The sequence below is a fragment of the Streptomyces sp. NPDC046915 genome (assembly GCF_040644935.1).
Lineage (GTDB): Bacteria > Actinomycetota > Actinomycetes > Streptomycetales > Streptomycetaceae > Streptomyces.
Window position 1 is genome coordinate 599,638 of the sequence record NZ_JBEYXB010000001.1, and the last position, 17,787, is coordinate 617,424.

14 protein-coding genes are annotated in these 17,787 nt (G+C 73.2%); 6 read left to right on the forward strand and 8 right to left on the reverse strand.

The genetic code is table 11. The annotated features are described in order from the left end of the window. Positions 1–56: 56 nt before the first annotated feature. On the reverse strand, positions 57–2,435 hold the full coding sequence (locus tag ABZ915_RS02650) for a glycosyl hydrolase family 65 protein (protein ID WP_361794564.1): 2,379 nt from the start codon (positions 2,433–2,435) through the stop codon (positions 57–59). Between the two features lie 84 nt (positions 2,436–2,519). Between ABZ915_RS02650 and ABZ915_RS02655 the strand changes: the two genes are divergently transcribed. Beyond that, the gene (locus ABZ915_RS02655) at positions 2,520–2,969 is read left to right on the forward strand and encodes a universal stress protein (protein ID WP_361794567.1); all 450 of its coding nucleotides are present in this window, start codon (positions 2,520–2,522) and stop codon (positions 2,967–2,969) included. A 181-nt stretch (positions 2,970–3,150) separates the two neighbouring features. Here ABZ915_RS02655 and ABZ915_RS02660 read toward each other — a convergent pair whose 3' ends face one another. Beyond that, positions 3,151–3,798, reverse strand: a complete 648-nt coding sequence (locus ABZ915_RS02660) for a pyridoxamine 5'-phosphate oxidase family protein (protein WP_361794570.1) — start codon at positions 3,796–3,798, stop codon at positions 3,151–3,153. 65 nt (positions 3,799–3,863) lie between these two features. Further along, positions 3,864–4,799 (reverse strand): universal stress protein, encoded by a 936-nt coding sequence (locus ABZ915_RS02665; RefSeq protein ID WP_361794573.1) that lies wholly within the window; start codon positions 4,797–4,799, stop codon positions 3,864–3,866. 326 nt (positions 4,800–5,125) lie between these two features. Between ABZ915_RS02665 and ABZ915_RS02670 the strand changes: the two genes are divergently transcribed. From ABZ915_RS02670 to ppk2, 3 genes are read left to right on the forward strand one after another with little or no spacing between them, the layout of a single operon-like run. Beyond that, complete coding sequence (locus tag ABZ915_RS02670) at positions 5,126–5,584, forward strand: cyclic nucleotide-binding domain-containing protein (protein WP_361794576.1); 459 nt, start codon at positions 5,126–5,128, stop codon at positions 5,582–5,584. Positions 5,585–5,624: 40 nt separating this feature from the next. Continuing rightward, positions 5,625–6,290, forward strand: coding sequence for a CBS domain-containing protein (locus tag ABZ915_RS02675; protein ID WP_361794579.1), 666 nt, complete (start codon positions 5,625–5,627; stop codon positions 6,288–6,290). A 37-nt stretch (positions 6,291–6,327) separates the two neighbouring features. Further along, positions 6,328–7,131 (forward strand): polyphosphate kinase 2, encoded by an 804-nt coding sequence (gene ppk2, locus ABZ915_RS02680; RefSeq protein ID WP_361794582.1) that lies wholly within the window; start codon positions 6,328–6,330, stop codon positions 7,129–7,131. 13 nt (positions 7,132–7,144) lie between these two features. Here ppk2 and ABZ915_RS02685 read toward each other — a convergent pair whose 3' ends face one another. After that, positions 7,145–8,050 (reverse strand): universal stress protein, encoded by a 906-nt coding sequence (locus ABZ915_RS02685; protein ID WP_361794585.1) that lies wholly within the window; start codon positions 8,048–8,050, stop codon positions 7,145–7,147. A gap of 192 nt (positions 8,051–8,242) precedes the next feature. Here ABZ915_RS02685 and sulP point away from each other — a divergent pair, with 192 nt between their 5' ends. Together sulP and ABZ915_RS02695 are read left to right on the forward strand one after the other, a co-directional pair. Further along, the gene (gene sulP, locus ABZ915_RS02690; RefSeq protein ID WP_361794588.1) at positions 8,243–9,976 is read left to right on the forward strand and encodes a sulfate permease; all 1,734 of its coding nucleotides are present in this window, start codon (positions 8,243–8,245) and stop codon (positions 9,974–9,976) included. Positions 9,977–10,121: 145 nt separating this feature from the next. Further along, positions 10,122–12,074: a PAS domain S-box protein gene (locus ABZ915_RS02695; protein WP_361794591.1), complete on the forward strand. Its 1,953-nt coding sequence runs from the start codon at positions 10,122–10,124 to the stop codon at positions 12,072–12,074. Between the two features lie 30 nt (positions 12,075–12,104). Here ABZ915_RS02695 and ABZ915_RS02700 read toward each other — a convergent pair whose 3' ends face one another. The 4 genes from ABZ915_RS02700 to ABZ915_RS02715 form a co-directional block, all read right to left on the reverse strand. Continuing rightward, positions 12,105–13,823, reverse strand: coding sequence for a GAF domain-containing sensor histidine kinase (locus ABZ915_RS02700; RefSeq protein WP_361795768.1), 1,719 nt, complete (start codon positions 13,821–13,823; stop codon positions 12,105–12,107). An 88-nt stretch (positions 13,824–13,911) separates the two neighbouring features. Continuing rightward, entirely contained in the window at positions 13,912–14,604 is a 693-nt protein-coding gene (locus ABZ915_RS02705) for a response regulator transcription factor (RefSeq protein ID WP_361794594.1), read from the reverse strand. Positions 14,605–14,645: 41 nt separating this feature from the next. Further along, the gene (locus ABZ915_RS02710) at positions 14,646–17,030 is read right to left on the reverse strand and encodes a phosphoketolase family protein (protein WP_361794597.1); all 2,385 of its coding nucleotides are present in this window, start codon (positions 17,028–17,030) and stop codon (positions 14,646–14,648) included. A gap of 145 nt (positions 17,031–17,175) precedes the next feature. Next, entirely contained in the window at positions 17,176–17,616 is a 441-nt protein-coding gene (locus tag ABZ915_RS02715; protein WP_361794599.1) for a pyridoxamine 5'-phosphate oxidase family protein, read from the reverse strand. Positions 17,617–17,787: the final 171 nt, after the last annotated feature.

Below are 17,787 nucleotides of genomic sequence, written 5' to 3' on the forward strand. Positions count from 1 at the left end.
ACCGAGGGTCGGGCCACGCCGCGCCGGTGCACGCCCTCTTCCGGTGGGCGTCGGGTTCACACGGGCGTGACCAGGCGGCATGTCTCTCCGGGCCGAACGCGGACGGTCCCGCCGGGCCGGCCGACCGCCCGGACGTCGATCGGGGAGCGGTCCGACGGCGGCACGGTGATCTCCAGCAGGCCACGCTCCAGCCGCAGTCGTACGCCCCAGTGCCCCCGGTAGCGGATGGCGAAGCCGTACGAGGAGAGCTCCGGCAGCGGCACCGGGTCGAGCCACAGCGTCCCTTCGCGGGTCTCCAGTCCGGTCAGCCCGCGCTGCACGAGGTCGAGGGTGCCGGCCATGGCGCCCAGGTGTATCCCCTCGCCGGTGGTGCCGCCCTGGAGGTCCGCGATGTCGCCGCGGAGGGCGTCCTGGCAGTACGTCCACGCGTCGGCGCGCCGGGCCCGGGCGAGGACCCAGCCGTGGACCAGGCCGCTGAGGGTGGAGCCGTGGCTGGTGCGGTCCAGGTAGTAGTCCACCGTGCGCGCCCAGGTGTCCTCCCCCAGGCGGTAACCGAGGCGGCGGAAGACGGCCTGGAGTTCGGCGGGTGAGAAGAGGTAACCGAGCATCAGCGCGTCGGCCTGCTTGGAGGCCTTGTAGCGGTTGACGGTGTCGCCCTCCGCCTCCAGGATCCGGTCCAGGCGGCGGATGTCGCCGTACCGCTTCCGGTAGTCCTCCCAGTCGAGTTCGGCGAGGTCGCGGTAGCCCTCGAACTGGCTGATGACGCCGTCGTGGAAGGGCACGTGCAGCGTGCGGGAGACGTCCTGCCACCGCTGGAGCTCGGCGTCGTCCAGTCCGGTGCGCTCGGCCAGTTCACGCCGGCGTGGTTCGGGCAGGCCGTCCAGCACCTCCAGCGTGCGGGTCAGCACCCAGGCGGCCGTGACATTGGTGTACGCGTTGTCGTCGAGGCCGGCCTCCGGCGCTTCCGGGTAGGCGTCGTGGTACTCGTCGGGGCCCATCACGCCCCGGATGCGGTGCCGTCGCAGGCGTTCGTCGTAGACGGCCGAGTCGGCCCAGAACCGTGCGATCTGGAGCAGCATCTCGGCGCCCTTGGTGTGCAGGAACTCCGCGTCACCGCTCGCCTCGCAGTACTGCCACACGTTGTACGCGATCGCCGAGCCCACGTGGTGCTGGAGCCAGGAGTGGTCGGGCAGCCAGCGTCCCGAGCGCGGGTTGAGGTGCAGCCGCTGGCTCTCCTCGCGTCCGTCGCTGCCGCTCTGCCACGGGTACGACGCCCCGCGCCGGCCGATCGCCCGCGCGGCCGAGCAGGCCTGCTCCAGGCGGCGGTGGCGGTAGCGGAGCAGGGCACGGGAGACCTCCGGGAAGTGCAGGTTCAGATACGGCAGGACGAACAGCTCGTCCCAGAAGACATGGCCGCGGTAGGCCTCGCCGTGCAGGCCCCGCGCCGGTACTCCCACGTCCAGGTCGGCGGTGTGCGGGGAGAGCGTCTGGAGCACGTGGAACAGGTGCAGCCGCAGAATGCCGCCCGGCTCCCCCGGTACGTCGATGTCGGCCCGGCGCCACAGCTGGTCCCAGGCCGTGCGGTGCGCCGCGAGCAGCTCGTCGAAGCCGGGCGCGCGCCGCACCCGGTCGGTCGCGGCCCACAGCGGGTCGCTGATGGCGGGGTCGCGGGAGGTGTGCAGGGCGACGGTCTTGTCGACGGTGACGGTCCGGCCGGGAACCAGGGCCAGGCGCATGCGCTGGACAGCCCGCCGCGGCTCGTGCTCGGCGACGGCCGGCGCGTCGGCGGTCAGGCGGGCCGCCATGCCGATCCGGATGTCCGAGGTACGGGTGCGGCAGCGCAGCCACACGGTGCCGGGGCCGGCGTCGCCGGTGTGCACGTGGGTGAGGTGACGGCCGTCCAGGCCCCGGTAGCGCGGCACACCGGCGTTGGTGACGGCGCCGTCCAGGGCCGCCTCCACGTCCAGGTCGACCGGGTCGCCCTCGACGGCGAACTCGGTGCGCAGGGCGGCCAGGTGCGGATCCGCCATGTGCACGAACCGCTGCTGCCGCACCGCGAGTTCGCAGCCCTCGCCCAGGGCGAACCTGGTCCGGCGCTCCAGGATCCCGGACGCCGGACGCAGCACGAGGCGGTGCTCCGGCACCGGCGCCGTGTCGGGGGTGCACCATGGTCCGCCGGCTCGCCGGAAGCGGAGGGGGAGCCAGTTGGGGAGGTTGACGATGTCCTCGTTCTCGACTCCGCGGCCCGAGACCTGGGAGGTGAGCCGGTTGTAGCACCCCGCGACATAGGTGCCCGGGTAGTGCACGCCGTCGGCCGTGCATTCCGGGAGCGCCCCGCGGGTGGCGAAGTACCCGTTGCCCAGCGTGCACAGCGACTCCCTGAGCGGCTCGTCGGCGGGGTCGTAACCGACGTACTCCCAGACCCGTTCCGTCATGGCGGTGGTCTCCCTCCGGCTGGCGCGGGCAGGCGAGGCCGGGCAGCGTGGACGTAGGGACAACGACTGCTGAGCGAGGTGGCCATGGAACGCCCTGAGGCGGTACCCCGGGTGGTGGTGGGCGTGGACGGTTCCCCGTCGTCGTATGCGGCGCTGCGCTGGGCGGTGCGGTACGCGCAGACCGTCGGCGGCGTCGTGGAGGCGGTCCTCGCCTGGGACACACCGTCGGACGTCGGCTGGAGCGGGCCCGCGATCGATCCCGACTTCGACCTGCAACAGGCACGGGAGCGGTTCACGCACGAGCTGCACACGGTCTTCCCGGACGGGCGTCCCGCGGGCCTGGAGGAACGGCTGGTGGAGGGCGACCCCTCCGAGGTGCTGATCCGGGCCTCGGAGGGTGCGGCGGTGCTCGTCGTGGGCCGCCGTGGACGGGGCGGTTTCGTCCGGGCGATGCTGGGCTCGGTCACCCACCGCTGTGCCCAGCACGCGGCCTGCCCGGTCATCGTGGTGCCCCAGGCAAAGGATGGGGCGTAGTGATCCGCGAGGCGGAAAGGACCACACCCGCTTCTCGCGGATCCTGATTGCGCGGTGCGCGGCCCGTGGCCGCTTCCCCGCGTCCGATGGAGGCCCTTTCCGCACTTTCCATGGAACCACCGCGCGGCCGTCGGCACGAGGGCCGGGGAGGCCTTCCGGGGGATCCGCCGGGCCCGCACGGTCACCGGACGTCGATGCGGCGGCCGGTGAGGGCGGCGATCTCGATGCGTACCCAGACGTCACGCTCGCCTCCGGCCCACGGCGTGCTGTAGGCGCGTTCGGCGAGACGGCGTACGTCGTCGGGGTCGGTCACCGTGTCGGCGGGGCCGCGCACCAGGACGCTCCAGCCCTGGCTCAGCGCGTCGTCGACGCGGTCGACCTCGAAGGCGACCTCGTGGCCGATCCCCTGGGCGGGCACGGAGCCCGGCTCGGTCCGGAAGACGATGGCGTCGTCGACGACGCTGTAGTTGACGGGGACGACGACGGGTGCCTGTTCGGTGGAGACCGCGAGCCTGCCCACGCCGTGCGTCGACAGCAGCCTGCGGCACTCCTGCTCGGCCAGTTCGCTCAGGCGCGGAGCGCGGGCGGCGTGCCCGGTGCCGGGCGGCAGGTCGACGTGGCCGCCGCCGAGCTCCGTGAGGCTGGTGCGCAGCGCCCCGGCCAGCCTGAGCAGGGTGCCCGAATCCGGTGCCGCGGTGCTGTGCTCCTCCAGGTGCGCGAGGTAGCCGGGGGCCATGCCGGCCCGGAGGGCCACCTCCTCCCGGGTGAGCCCCAGTTCCGTGCGCCGCCGTTCGATGCGGCGTCCGAGGTCGCCCTGCCGTTCGGCCATGGTCACCCACTCCTCGGGCCGTGCTGCGGATGTGTCTCCGAGTACCCGTACCTTCGCCGCCGGTCTCATCGCGATGTGTCTCCGGTGTCGCCGGTGTCGTCCGCGACGTCCGGGACGTCCGCGGTGGACGGCCGCGGCGGTACGACCGCCACCGGGCAATGGGCGTGGTGCAGCAGTGTGTGCGCGACCCGGCCGAGCTGGAGCCCGAAGTAGTGGTGCCGGCGGCGGGCGCCGATGACGACGATGTCGGCGGCGGCCGAGCGGTCCACGAGCACCTTCCGGGCCGGGCCCTCCACCGTGGTGCGGCGCACACGGAGGTCCGGATGGCCGGCGCTCGCGTCGTCGAGCAGCGTGTCGAGCAGGTCGGAGGCCTCCTGCTCGTGCCGGTGCGCGGGCTCCCCGGCGAGCAGGAGGTGGTCGGCGCCGCGGTGCGCGGGGCGGCGCCAGGCGCATACGGCGTCGAGGACGCATCCGCGTGCCTCGGCCTCCTGGACGGCGAAGCGCACGGCGTCGCCGGTCGCCGGGTCTGCGACGCCGAGCAGGACACGCTCATGGGTGCCTGCCAGGCCGGCCCGGTCCCCGCGGACGACGATCACCGGGCAGTGGGCGCGGGCGGCCACGGTCAGACCGACCGAGCCGAGCAGCAGGCCCTTGATCCCGCCCCGGCCGCGTGTCCCCGTCACCAGGGCGAAGGCGCTGTCGCCTTCGTGCAGCAGGGCGTCCGCCGCCTCCTGGGGCAGGATGTCGGTGGTCGCCTTCACGTCCGGGTTGCGTACCCGGGCCCGCTCCGCCGCCGCGGCGACGACGTGCTCGGCCATCACCTGCTCGGAGGGGCGTTCCCGGCTGCCCGCCGGCACGGTGCCCTCGTAGCGCTCCCAGAGGGAGGCGTACACCAGCCGCAGCGGGAGCCCGCGGCGGGCGGCCTCGTCCACCGCCCAGTCGACCGCCGCCAGGCTGGACTCCGATCCGTCCACGCCCACGACCACGGGCAGTTCCACCATCGGGCTCACCGCCTTTCGCCGGGCTGCCACGGCGTGCAGCACGGGACTCCACTGCCACCGTCGCACGCGCCGGGGCGCGGTGGTGAGGGCCGTTCGGCCCCGCCGGAGCCCGCGCGGTCCCTCGGCATCGGCCCGCTCGCCGCCCGGCGGGCCGCCGGCCGGCCGGTTGCGCGCCGCCGTCGGCATCCGCGCCTGGGCCGATCGGCCCCGGCGCCAGGACCGGGCGGCCCGTGGTGCCCGGCGCCGTCCCGGCGGAGGCTGGAGTCAGCAGCCCCACGACGCTGCGCCGTCCGGCCGTGGCGGCGGGCACGAAAGGAGCCGGAACGATGACCTCCACCACCACTCTGACCGCGGCACTCCCGGCCGGCCACCGGGAACGCCTGATGCACGTCGCCCGCGAAGTCTCCTTCCCCATCGGCACCCGCCTGTTCGAAGAGGGCCGGCGCGCCGACCGGTTCTGGATCCTGCGCACCGGCACCGTCACCCTCGACATGCACGTCCCCGGCCGCCGCTCCGCCCTCATCGAGACCCTCGGCCACGGCGAACTCGTCGGCTGGTCCTGGCACTTCCCGCCCCATGTCTGGCAGCTGGGCGCCGAGGCCACCAGCCCCGTACGCGCCTGGGAGTTCGACGCCGAAGCCGTACGCTCGATGTGCGCCGACGACCCCGAGTTCGGGCGCGCCATAGCCGTCTGGGTCGGCCAGGTGACCGCCCACCGCCTCCACTCCACCCGTATGCGGCTCCTCGACCTCTACGCCCCCTACGGAAGCGGCAGCCGGTTCTGACCGGCCCGCGCCGTGCCCCTTCTCATCCTCGGGAGGAGACATGCCCAGCAGCCCGTACACCGTCAGCGACGTGATGACGCACACCGTCGTCGCGGTGGGCCGCGACGCCCCGTTCAAGGACATCGTCCAGCTCATGGACGAGTGGAAGGTCAGCGCCCTGCCCGTGCTGGAGGGCGAGGGCCGCGTCGTCGGCGTCGTCTCCGAGGCCGACCTGCTGCCCAAGGAGGAGTTCCGCGACAGCGACCCCGACCGGTTCACCCAGCGCCGGCGCCTCGACGACCTCGCCAAGGCCGGAGCGCTCTGCGCGGGTGAGCTGATGTCCGCGCCGGCCGTCACCGTGCACGCGCGCGCCCCGCTCGCCGAGGCCGCGCGCATCATGGCTCGGCGCAAGGTCAAGCGGCTGCCCGTCATCAACGACGAAGGCCTCCTCGAAGGAGTCGTCAGCCGCTCCGACCTGCTGAAGGTCTTCCTGCGCGGTGAGGAGGACATCGCCGACGAGGTGCGCCGCGAGGTCGTCGACCGTCTCTTCCCGGCTCCCCTCGAACCGATCGGGGTGCGGGTCCACGACGGCGTCGTCACCCTCACCGGCCGGATCCGTGACAGCTCGCTGGTGCCCGTCGCCGCCCGGATGGTGCGCGCCGTCGAGGGCGTGGTCGACGTCGAGTGCGACCTGAGCACCGGATCGGTGTGGAGCGATTGGCAGTGACCTGCCGGAACGCGAGGCCGAGCGGAGAATGGGCCGCATGGCCGAGAAGAAGGCGGCGGGGCTGCCCCGCAAGACATACGAGAGTGAACTTCTGCGGCTGCAGACGGAACTGGTGAGGCTCCAGGAGTGGGTGCGGGCGCAGGGCGCCCGGCTGGTCGTCGTCTTCGAGGGACGGGACGCGGCCGGCAAGGGCGGCACGATCAAACGGGTCACCGAGCACCTCAACCCCCGTGTCGCCCGCATCGCCGCGCTGCCCAAGCCGACCGAGCGGGAGCGCACCCAGTGGTACTTCCAGCGGTACGTCGAGCATCTGCCGGCCGCCGGGGAGATCGTGCTGTTCGACCGGTCCTGGTACAACCGCGCCGGTGTCGAACACGTCATGGGCTTCTGCACCAAGGAGGAGCACCAGCTGTTCCTGCGCCAGTGCCCGATCTTCGAGCGGATGCTGGTGGAGGACGGGATCCTGCTGCGCAAGTACTGGTTCTCGGTGAGCGACGCGGTGCAGCAGGCCCGCTTCCGGCGCCGGCTGGATGATCCGCTGCGGCGCTGGAAGCTGTCTCCGATGGACCTGGAGTCGATCACCCACTGGGAGGCGTACTCGCGGGCCAAGGACGAGATGCTGGTGCACACCGACATCGCCGAGGCGCCCTGGTACATCGTCGAGAGCGACGACAAGCACCGGGCGCGGCTGAACATGATGGCCCACCTGCTGGCGTCCGTCCCCTACCACGACGTGCCACCGCCGGTGCTCGAACTGCCCGAGCGGCCGGCGCCCACCGGGTACCAGCGTCCGCCGCGTGATCTGCAGACCTATGTTCCCGACCACTCGGCCGGCCTGTGAACCCCGCCCCCGGTCAGTCGTGCGGGACGACGGCGACCGGTGCGGTGGCGTGGTGCAGGACGGCGTGGGCGACGGGGCCGACGTGCGAGCCGAGCGGGGCACGGCGGGTACGGCGGCCCACGACGACCAGGGACGCGTCGTGCGAGGCGTCGACCAGCCGCGCCGAGGCGCTTCCGGTCCCGCTGTCCTCGACGACCTCCACGGAGGGGTACTTGTGGCGCCAGGGCTGTAGTACGCCGCTCAGCGCGGCCTTGCTCCGGTCGGCGAGTTCCTCGTCGAAGACGAGGTCCGCGACCACTCCGTAGGCGTAGTACGCCGGCAGCGGCCGGGCGTACACGGCCCGCACGGACGTCCCGCGCCGGACGGCCTCCTCGAAGGCGAACGCGAAGACGGTGTCGTCCGGGGCGGCGAGGTCCACACCGAGCACGACGGGCCGGTACGGCGTCGCGGCGGACGGAATGCCGGCGGGGTCCTTCTCATGCTCGTCGGCGGCCTGTTCCCCGGCCCGCACCAGCACCACGGGCCGCTCGGCACACGCGACGACCGCCTGCCCGACGGAACCGACCAGGAAGCCGCCGACACCGCTCAGCCCGCGAGAGCCGAGCACCAGCAGTTCGGCACCGCCGGCCTCGGTCGTGAGCACGTCCGCCGGGCCGCCGGCGCGATGCTCCGCGGTGACCTCCACACCGGGGTGGCGCAGCCGCAGCCCCTCGGCCGTCTCCCGCGGCAGCCTGTCGCTCCAGTGCTGCCGCGTCTCGGCGCCGACCAGCGGGGCCTGCGCCATGGGTTCCGGCACCGGCTCCCACACGTGCACCAGCCGCAGCGGCAGACCACGCAGCCGGGCCTCGCGGGCCGCCCACTCGGCGGCGGCCCGGCTCTCGGGGGAGCCGTCGAGGCCGACGGTGATGGTGCGGGACATGATGTCCACCTCCTGTTGTCGGGTCACTCACAGCCTTCCGCCTCGCGCGGCCGCCGGGCAGGGTCCGCAGGTCCCCGCGGCGAGCCGAACGGCCCTACGGAGGCGGGGCGAGGCGGAAGACGGGACCGGTCGGCCCATCCCGGGGGCGTCGCCGCCGGTGGATGCTGAAGCGGACACGTCGGGAGGAGGCCCATGTCCACGAGCACGGGCGGGCACACCGCCCGGCTGCGCCGCCTGGCGCCCGGGATCGCGATCCTGGCCGGCTACCGCCGTGCCTGGCTGCACGGTGACCTGCTGGCCGGTGTGACCGTGGCCGCGTACCTGGTGCCGCAGGTGATGGCGTACGCGGCCGTGGCCGGACTGCCGCCGGTGACCGGGCTGTGGGCGATCCTGCCCGCGCTCGCCCTGTACGCGCCGCTGGGTTCGTCGCGGCTGCTGTCCGTGGGTCCCGAGTCGACGACCGCGCTGATGACGGCGTCCGTCGTGGGCCCGCTGGCGGCCGGGAACGCGGGCCGGTACGCCACGCTGGCGGCCGCGCTCGCGGTGACCGTCGGGCTGCTGTGCCTGGTGGCCTGGGTGGCACGGCTCGGCTTCCTCGCGGATCTGCTGTCCCGGCCGGTCCTGACGGGCTATCTGGCCGGTGTGGCGCTCATCATGACCGTGGACCAGCTGCCCAAGCTGACCGGGGTGCCGACGACGGGAACGGAGTTCTTCCCGCAGCTGTGGTCCTTCCTCCGCGGGCTGCCGCACGTCCATCCGGCGACGCTCCTGTTCTCCGTCGCGGCGCTGGTCCTGCTGTTCACCCTGCCGCGCGTGGTCCCGGGCGTGCCGCCGCCGCTGGCCGTGCTGGTGCTCGGCACGGCGGTCGTGGCCGCGTTCGATCTGGACCAGCGGTACGGCATCGCGGTGATCGGCGCCATCCCCTCGGGCCTGCCCCAGGCCTCCTGGCCGCACCTGGCCGAGCTGCCGCGGCTGGTGCTGCCGGCGCTCGGCGTGCTGCTGGTCGCCTACACGGACTTCGTGCTGACGGCGCGGGCCTTCCGCGCCCCCGACGACCCCGAGCACGACCCCGACCAGGAGTTCCTGGCGCTGGGCGCCGCCAACCTCGGCGCGGGCGTGCTGCACGGCTTCCCGGTGAGCAGCAGCGCCAGCCGCACCGCGCTCGCCTCCTCGTCCGGGGCCCGCAGTCAGCTGTACTCCCTGGTGGCCGGTGCGGTCGTGCTCGCCGTGCTGCTCTTCCTCGGCCCGCTGCTGTCCCGCACCCCGTCGGCGGTGCTCGGCGCGCTCGTCGTCTACGCCGCCGTCCGGATGACCGACCTCGCCGGGTTCCGCCGCCTGGCCGCGTTCCACCGCCGCGAACTGCTGCTGGCGCTCGGCTGTCTGGCCGGGGTCCTCGTGCTCGGCATCCTCTACGGTGTGCTGGTCGCCGTCGGCCTGTCGGTGGCGGTGCTGCTGGTGCGGGTGGCCCGGCCGCACGACGCGGTGGAGGGCCTGGTGCCCGGCCTCGCGGGCATGCACGACGTCCGTGACTATCCGCAGGCCCGCACGATTCCCGGGCTCGTGGTGTACCGCTACGACTCCCCCCTGTTCTTCGCCAACGCCGAGGACTTCCGGCACCGGGCGCTGGCCGCGGTGGACGCCCAGGACGGCCCGGTGCACTGGTTCGTGCTCAACACCGAGGCCAATGTCGACGTCGACATCACCGCCCTGGACGCCGTGGACGAGCTGCGCCGCGAGCTGGTCCGGCGCGGCACGGTCTTCGCCCTGGCCCGGGTCAAGCAGGACCTGCGCGAGGACCTCGACTCGTACGGGCTGACGGAGTCGGTCGGGGCGGACCGGATCTTCCCCACCCTGCCGACCGCGGTGGCCGCCTACCGGCAGTGGGCCGCGGATTCGGGCCACCGGGACAAAGGCGACCCCATCTGAACAACCGGGGACGAGGAGGGGAACGGTTCGGCCACCGCCCGGCGATTTCCGACCACTGCCCTGACATGACGCGACAAGTCACGGCGGAGGGTTCCCGGATGCGTTGGGATGTCGCCAGCAACACGAGCGACCTGGCGGTGTGGGTATGAACGCATTCGTGGAAGGGCCGGCCCGGTCGGCCGACCCGGCGGTGCTGGAGCGGTGCCGGTGCGGTGCCCGGTTGCCCCAGGGCGGCCCGTCCGCGGCCGAGGAACGGTTCCGCGGGCTGCTGGAGGCGGCGCCGGACGCCATGGTCATCGTCGACGACACCGGCATCATCAAGCTGGTCAACGCCCAGACGGAGGCCCTGTTCGGCTACCGGCGCGAGGAACTGCTCGGCCGCCCGGTCGAGTTGCTCGTGCCGCACCGCTTCCGGGTCCACCACACCCAACACCGTGACGGGTACGCCGCCAACCGGCAGGTGCGTCCGATGGGGGCGGGTCTGGAACTGCACGGGCTGCGCAAGAACGGCAGCGAGTTCCCCGTGGAGATCAGCCTCAGCCCCATGGAGACGACGGACGGGCTGCTGGTGTCGGCGGCCGTGCGCGACGTCAGCGACCGCAAGGCGGCCGAGGCCCGGATCAACGAACTCGCCGCGCTCGTGGAGTCCTCCCAGGACGCCATCCTCGCCAAGACCCTCGACGGGTACATCACCTACTGGAACGCCGCCGCCGGGCGGCTGTACGGCTACACGGCCGAGGAGGCCATCGGCCGGCACGTGTCCCTGCTCGCCCCGGCCGAACTCCAGGACGACATCTGCGCGCTGCTGAAGCGGCTGCGGCACGGGGAGAAAGTCGAGCACTTCGAGACCCTGCGGGTCACCAAGAGCGGCGCGCTGCTGGACGTCGACGTCACGCTGTGGCCGACCCGGGACACCGGGGGCAAGGTCGTCGGCGCGTGCGCGATCGTCCGCGACATCAGCGACCGCAAGCGCGCGGAGGCCGAGCTCACGGCCCTGCTGGAGCAGCAGCGGCACATCGCCCTCACCCTGCAACGCAGCCTCATGGGAACGCCTCCCGCCCTGCCCGGCCTGGACACCGCCAGCCGCTACCGGCCCGCCACCCAGGGTGCCGGTGTCGGCGGCGACTGGTTCGACCTGATACCGCTGGGCGCCGGACGGGTCGGGGTCCTCATCGGCGACGTGATGGGCCGAGGGCTGGAGGCGGCCGCCGTGATGGGCCAGCTGCGTTCGGCCGCGCACGCGCTCGCCAAGACGGGCATGCAGCCCCGCCAGCTGATGCAGGCCCTCGACACCGTCGTCACCGACCTGGACGTCCCCGACCAGCTGGTCACCTGCTGCTACCTGATCATCGCCCCGGACGCGGGCACCGTGACGGTCTGCTCGGCCGGGCACCTGCCGACCCTCGTCGTCGGCCCCTGGGAGGGCGTCCGCGCCCTGCCCACGCCGGTCAACGCCCCGCTCGGCGTGGGCGACGTCCTCTACGAACAGTCCTGCACGGCCATGGCGCCCGGCGCCACGCTCGTGCTGTACACCGACGGCCTGATCGAGACGCCCGGCAGCGACATCGAGGCGCGGATCGGTGAACTCACCACCGTCCTCGACACCTTCTTCCCGCAGGCCACCGGGCTGGAGGCGGCCGCCGACCGGGTACTCGCCGAGCTGCTCCCCGACGCCGACGGTCACAACGACGACGTGACGCTCCTGCTGGCCCAGCTCCCGGCGGCGCCCCTGGCCGCCGTCACCACCGACCTGCCCGCGACCCCGGCCTCCGTTCCCGACGGGCGGGCGTTCCTCAGCCGGACCCTGACCTCGTGGGAGTGCGCCGCGGCGGCCGACGACGCCCTCCTGCTGCTGTCCGAGACCCTCACCAACGCGGTGCAGCACGCCGAGGGGCCGCTGCGGCTGCGCCTGTGCCGGACCGCCACCGATCTCACCGTCGAGGTCAGCGACCACAGCCCGCACCTTCCCCAGCCCCGCCTCGCGTCCGAGGACGAGGAGTCCGGCCGGGGCCTGTTCCTGGTCCGCACCCTCGCCGACAGCTGGGGGGTGCGGCCGACGGACGAGGGCAAGACGACCTGGTTCACCCTGAGGCTGTGAGCCGGGAGGACCGTGGCCTGTGGCTCGTCCCTACCGCAGGGGCACGTGCCACACCAGCCCGGCGCCTCCGCCCTCCGGGGTGGTGATCTCCATGTCGCCGCCCAGCTTCCGGGCCCGTTCCGTCATGTTGGCGAGGCCGCTGCGGCGGCCCCGGGGCGGTATGCCGACGCCGTTGTCGGTGACCGTGAGCCGTACCTCGGTGCCGTCGGTCTCCAGCACCACCTCGGCCCGGTCGGCGCGGGCGTGCCGGGCGATGTTGGTGAGGGACTCGGAGAGCACGGCCACGATGTGGTCGGCGGTCCCCTGCGGCACATGGGTGTCGAGCAGGCCCTCCATCCGGACGCTGGGCGCGAAGCCCAGCACCGGCGCGGCCTCGCCGGCCACCCGCACCGCGCGGGCCCGCAGCCCGGGTGCCTCGTCGTCCTCACGGGTACGCAGGCCGAAGATCGTCGACCTGATGATCTTGATGGTCTCGTCGAGGTCGTCCACGGCCCGCAGGACCCGCTCGGAGGCCTCCGCGTGCTGGATGAACCGGCCCGCGCTCTGGAGCGTCATGCCGGTGGCGAACAGCCGTTGGATGGCCAGGTCGTGCAGGTCCCGGGCGATCCGGTCGCGGTCCTCCAGCAGCGCTATCTGCTCGGCGTCCCGGCGGCGCTCCGCGAGCTCCATGGCGACGGCGGCCTGTGCGGCGAAGACCTTCAGCTGCTCCGTCTCCTTGTCGGAGAAGTCGCTCGCGCCCGTCTGCCGGGCCAGCAGGACCACACCGCGGACCCGGTCCTCCCCACCGATGGGAACGGCCACGGCCGGGCCCAGGCCGGCGAACCGGGGCGGCCCGGCCGAGATCCGCGCGTCGTGCGCGACGTCCGGGCTGCTCACCGGGGCGCCGAGAGCGAAGGCCTGCCCGGTGAGGGTGCCCTCCAGGGGCAGCACCAGCCCCTGGTGCGCCTCCGCCTCCCGGCCGATGGCCAGCTCCACCGCGAGGGTGTCGGTGTCCTTCATCGGAATCGCCACCGCGGCGAGGGCCGCGCCGGTGATCTCCCGTGCCCGCTCGGCGATCAGCCCGAGGACCTCGTGCTGTCCGGTGCCGGACATCAGGCTGCTGGTGATCTCCGCGTTGGCCTCCACCCAGCGCTCGCGGAGCCGGGACTCCTCGTACAGGCGGGCGTTGTCGATCGCCACGCCCGCCGCCACGGCCAGCGTCGACAGTACCGACTCGTCGTCCTCGTCGAACTGCAGGCCGCCGCGTTTCTCGGTCAGGTACAGGTTGCCGAAGACCTGGTCGCGTACCCGGATGGGAACGCCGAGGAAGGTGTTCATCGGCGGGTGGTGCGGCGGGAAGCCGTACGACGAGGCGTGCTCGGAGAGCTTCGGCAGCCGCAGCGGCTCGGGGTGGCGGATCAGCTCGCCGAGGATGCCGTGGCCCTGAGGGAAGGGGCCGATCCGGGCGATCTCCTCGTCGCTCACCCCGACCGTGATGAACGCCGACAGCCGCCTGCCGTCCGAGCCGATCACTCCGAGTGCCGCGTACTCGGCGTCGACCAGCGCCGCCGCGGCCTCCACGATGGCGCGCAGCGCCTGCTCCAGTTCCAGCTCCCGGCCGACGGAGAGCACCGCCTCCAGCAGGCTGTGCACCCGGTCCCGGGTGCCGCGGGCCGCGTCCAGCCGGGCCTGCAACTCCTCCAGCAGCTCGTCCAGCCTCAGCTGCGGAAGCCGCACCCGCGCCTCGCGAGGATCCTCGCAGCTCCCCACACAGACCTCCCAGCCCCCGTCACCGACCACCAGCCGCCCGTTCAACTGCCACGGTAGCGGGCAGGGTGAGGGGGCGGTACGGGAGGCCTCAGCGTCCCTCGGCGCGCCGCCGGTCCTGGGCCTGGGTGGCGATGACGGCGGCCTGGATGCGGCGCTCGACGCCGAGCTTGGCGAGCAGGCGGGAGATGTGGTTCTTCACCGTCTTCTCGGCGAGGTACAGCCGTTCGCCGATCTGGCGGTTGGTGAGGCCCTCACCGATCAGCGCCAGGATCTCCCGCTCCCGCTCGGTCAGTCCGGGCAGGGCGTCCGGTTCCTCCTCCTGCGGCTGTCCGCCCCGCAGTCTGGCCATGAGCCTGGTGGTGGCGCTCGGATCGAGCAGCGACTGCCCACGGGCCACCGTGCGCACCGCCGAGACCAGGTCCGAGCCCCGGATCTGCTTCAGGACGTACCCGGACGCGCCCGCCATGATCGAGTCGAGCAGTGCCTCCTCGTCGTCGAACGAGGTCAGCATCAGGCAGCCCAGCTCCGGCAGCCGCGAGCGCAGTTCCCGGCACACGCTCACGCCGTCGCCGTCCGGCAGGCGGACGTCGAGGACCGCCACGTCCGGGCGCAGGGCGGGGACGCGGACCAGGGCCTGCTCGGCGGTGGCGGCCTCACCGACGACCGTGATGTCCGGTTCGTCGTTCAGCAGGTCGTGCACCCCGCGCCGTACCACCTCGTGGTCGTCGAGGAGGAAGACCCGGATCGGGGTGCCCGGGCCTGCCTGCTCGCGGTCGGCCATCGGTCGCTCCTCGGGAAGGGTTCCGCGTGCGTGTCCGCCGTTCAACCATTCCACACCCAGTCGGCCACCTCGGGCAGGTCCGTGCCGTGCTCCCGGATCCACAGGTGGTGGCGCTGGCGGGTGTCCTCCATGCGCTGGCGTACGGGCGCGGCCCGCACCGCCAGGCCGGGGACGCGGTCGATGACGTCCATCACCAGGCGGTAGCGGTCGAGGTCGTTGCGGACCACCATGTCGAACGGCGTGGTCGTGGTGCCGATCTCCTTGTAGCCGCGCACGTGCAGGTGGTGGTGGCCCTCGCGCCGGTAGGCCAGGCGGTGGATCAGCCACGGGTAGCCGTGGTACGCGAAGATCACCGGCTTGTCGGCGGTGAACAGCCCGTCGTACTCGAAGTCGCTCATCCCGTGCGGATGTTCCTCGGTCGGCAGCAGCCGGGCGATGTCGACGACGTTCACCACCCGCACGGCCAGCCCGGGCAGGTACCGGCGCAGCAACTGGGCCGCGGCCAGCACCTCCTGGGTCGGGACGTCGCCCGCGCAGGCCAGTACCACGTCCGGTTCCCGGGTGCCGTCCTCGGTGCCGGCCCACTCCCAGATGCCGGCGCCGCGCGCGCAGTGGACCCTGGCCTCGTCCATCGACAGCCAGTCGAAGCAGGGCTGCTTGCCCGCGACGACGACGTTGACGTAGTCGCGGCTGCGCAGCACGTGGTCGGCGACCGACAGCAGGGTGTTGGCGTCCGGCGGCAGGTAGACCCGAACCGCTTCCGGGCTCTTGTTCAGGATGTGGTCGACGAAGCCGGGGTCCTGGTGGGAGAAGCCGTTGTGGTCCTGGCGCCACACGTGCGAGGTGAGCAGGTAGTTGAGCGAGGCGACGGGGGCGCGCCAGGGCAGGCGGCGGGTGGTGCGCAGCCACTTGATGTGCTGGTTGACCATGGAGTCGACGATGTGCACGAAGGCCTCGTAGCAGGAGAACAGCCCGTGCCGGCCGGTGAGGAGGTAGCCCTCCAGCCAGCCCTGGCAGGTGTGTTCGGAGAGGATCTCCATCACGCGGCCGTGCCGGTCGAGGTGTTCGTCCACCGGCAGGGTGCCGGCCTGCCAGGCCTTGCCGCTGGCCGCGTAGACGGCCTGGAGGCGGTTGGAGGCGGTCTCGTCGGGGCCGACGAGGCGGAAGTCACGGCGGTCGGCGGTGGCGGCCATGACGTCCTGGAGCATGTCGCCGAGTACGCGGGTCGGTTCGTGCAGGGTCGCGCCGTGCTTGTCGACCGCGACGGCGTAGCGCTCCAGCGGCGGCAGGGGCAGTTCGCGCAGCAGCAGGCCGCCGTTGGCGTGCGGGGTGGCGCCGAGCCGCCGGGTGCCCGCCGGGACGCAGGCCAGGACGTCGGGGCGCGGGGCGCCGTGCTCGTCGAACAGTTCCTCGGGGCGGTACGAGCGCAGCCACCGCTCCAGCTGCCGCAGGTGCTCCGGGTTGTCCCGGACGGCGGCCAGCGGCACCTGGTGGGCGCGCCAGGTGCCCTCCACGGGCAGACCGTCGACCTCGGCCGGGCCGGTCCAGCCCTTCGGGGTGCGCAGCACGATCACCGGCCAGCGGGGCCGGTCCGTGGCACCGTCCTCGCGGGCGGCGCGCTGGAGAGCGGCGATCTTGTCGACGGCGGTGTCCAGGGCGTCGGCCATCGCGCGGTGCACGGCCGCCGGGTCGTCGCCGGTGACGTGGATCGGGTCGTGGCCGTAGCCCCTGAGGAGGTCGTCGAGTTCGCCCTCGGGCAGCCGGGACAGCACCGTCGGGTTGGCGATCTTGTAGCCGTTCAGGTGGAGGACGGGCAGGACGGCGCCGTCGCACACCGGGTCGAGGAACTTGTTCGAATGCCAGGAGGCGGCCAGCGGCCCGGTCTCCGCCTCGCCGTCGCCGATCACGCAGGCGACCAGCAGGTCCGGATTGTCGAGGGCGGCGCCGTAGGCGTGCGAGAGGGAGTAGCCCAGCTCGCCCCCCTCGTGGATCGAGCCCGGGGTCTCCGGCGCGACATGGCTGGGCACCCCGCCGGGGAAGGAGAACTGCTTGAACAGCCGGGCCATGCCGGCCGCGTCCCGGGTGACGTCCGGATAGGTCTCGGTGTACGACCCCTCCAGCCAGGAGTTGGCCAGGACGGCGGGTCCGCCGTGGCCGGGGCCCCAGATGCACAGGGCGTCCAGGCCTCGGGCCTTGATGACGCGGTTGAGGTGGGTGTGCACCAGGTTGAGGCCCGGTGACGTGCCCCAGTGGCCGAGCAGGCGCGGCTTGACGTGCTCCGGGCGCAGCGGTTCGGTCAGCAGGGGGTTGGCCATGAGGTAGATCTGGCCCACGGAGAGGTAGTTCGCGGCGCGCCAGTGGGCGTCCAGGACGGCGAGCTCCTCGTCCGTGAGCCCGGTGAACGCCTGCTGCGTGTCGACGGACATCGGGGGTTCCTTCCGGGTCGGACGGCGATCGGGGTCGTGACGTGTGCCGGGCGGGCACAGCACCCACCCTCCGGCGGACCTCCGGGTACCCGACAGGGCCGTTCGGTCCACGTTCCCGGGCCGAGCCGCCCGTGCGGGGCGCGGCTCAGGGCCCGAGGTCCACCCCGTACAGCGTCCGCCCGCCGGTGAGCTCGCGCCCGGTGACCAGCTCCGGGTGGATGCGTACGAACACCTCCTGGGGGGACGGCGCCCAGGAGCGCGGGCCGGTCCGGGTGAGCCGCCGCTGCTCGGCGGGATCGGTCACGACCGTGGCCCGGCCGGTGACGACGACGCTCCATCCCGCGCGCCTGGCCGCGTCGACCTCGTCCGCCTCGAAGGCGACCACCGCGCCGTCGACCGCGCGGGCCAGCTCCGAGGCCGCCGAGGTGCGCAGCAGCACCGCGCCGTCGTCGTCCAGGCAGAAGTTGACCGGAAGCACCGCGGGCAGGGCACGGCGGGTGTGCACGATGCGGCCGACCGGCACCTTCGTCAGCAGACGGAGGCACTCCTGCCGGTCGAGCTCGCGGAAACCGTCGTTGGCATACATGGCCGGTCCGTCTTTCGTCCTTCGCCTGGTTCAGCGGTATCGCTCCATCGTCCGCCGCGACCGGGCAGGGGGGTGAGGGTCCTTCGGCCCTCAGCCGCCCGGAGAGCGGCCCTGGCCGGCGGGCGGTGTCCGAGGCGGAGAGATTTTTATCTGTCTTCGCTTCGAAGATGT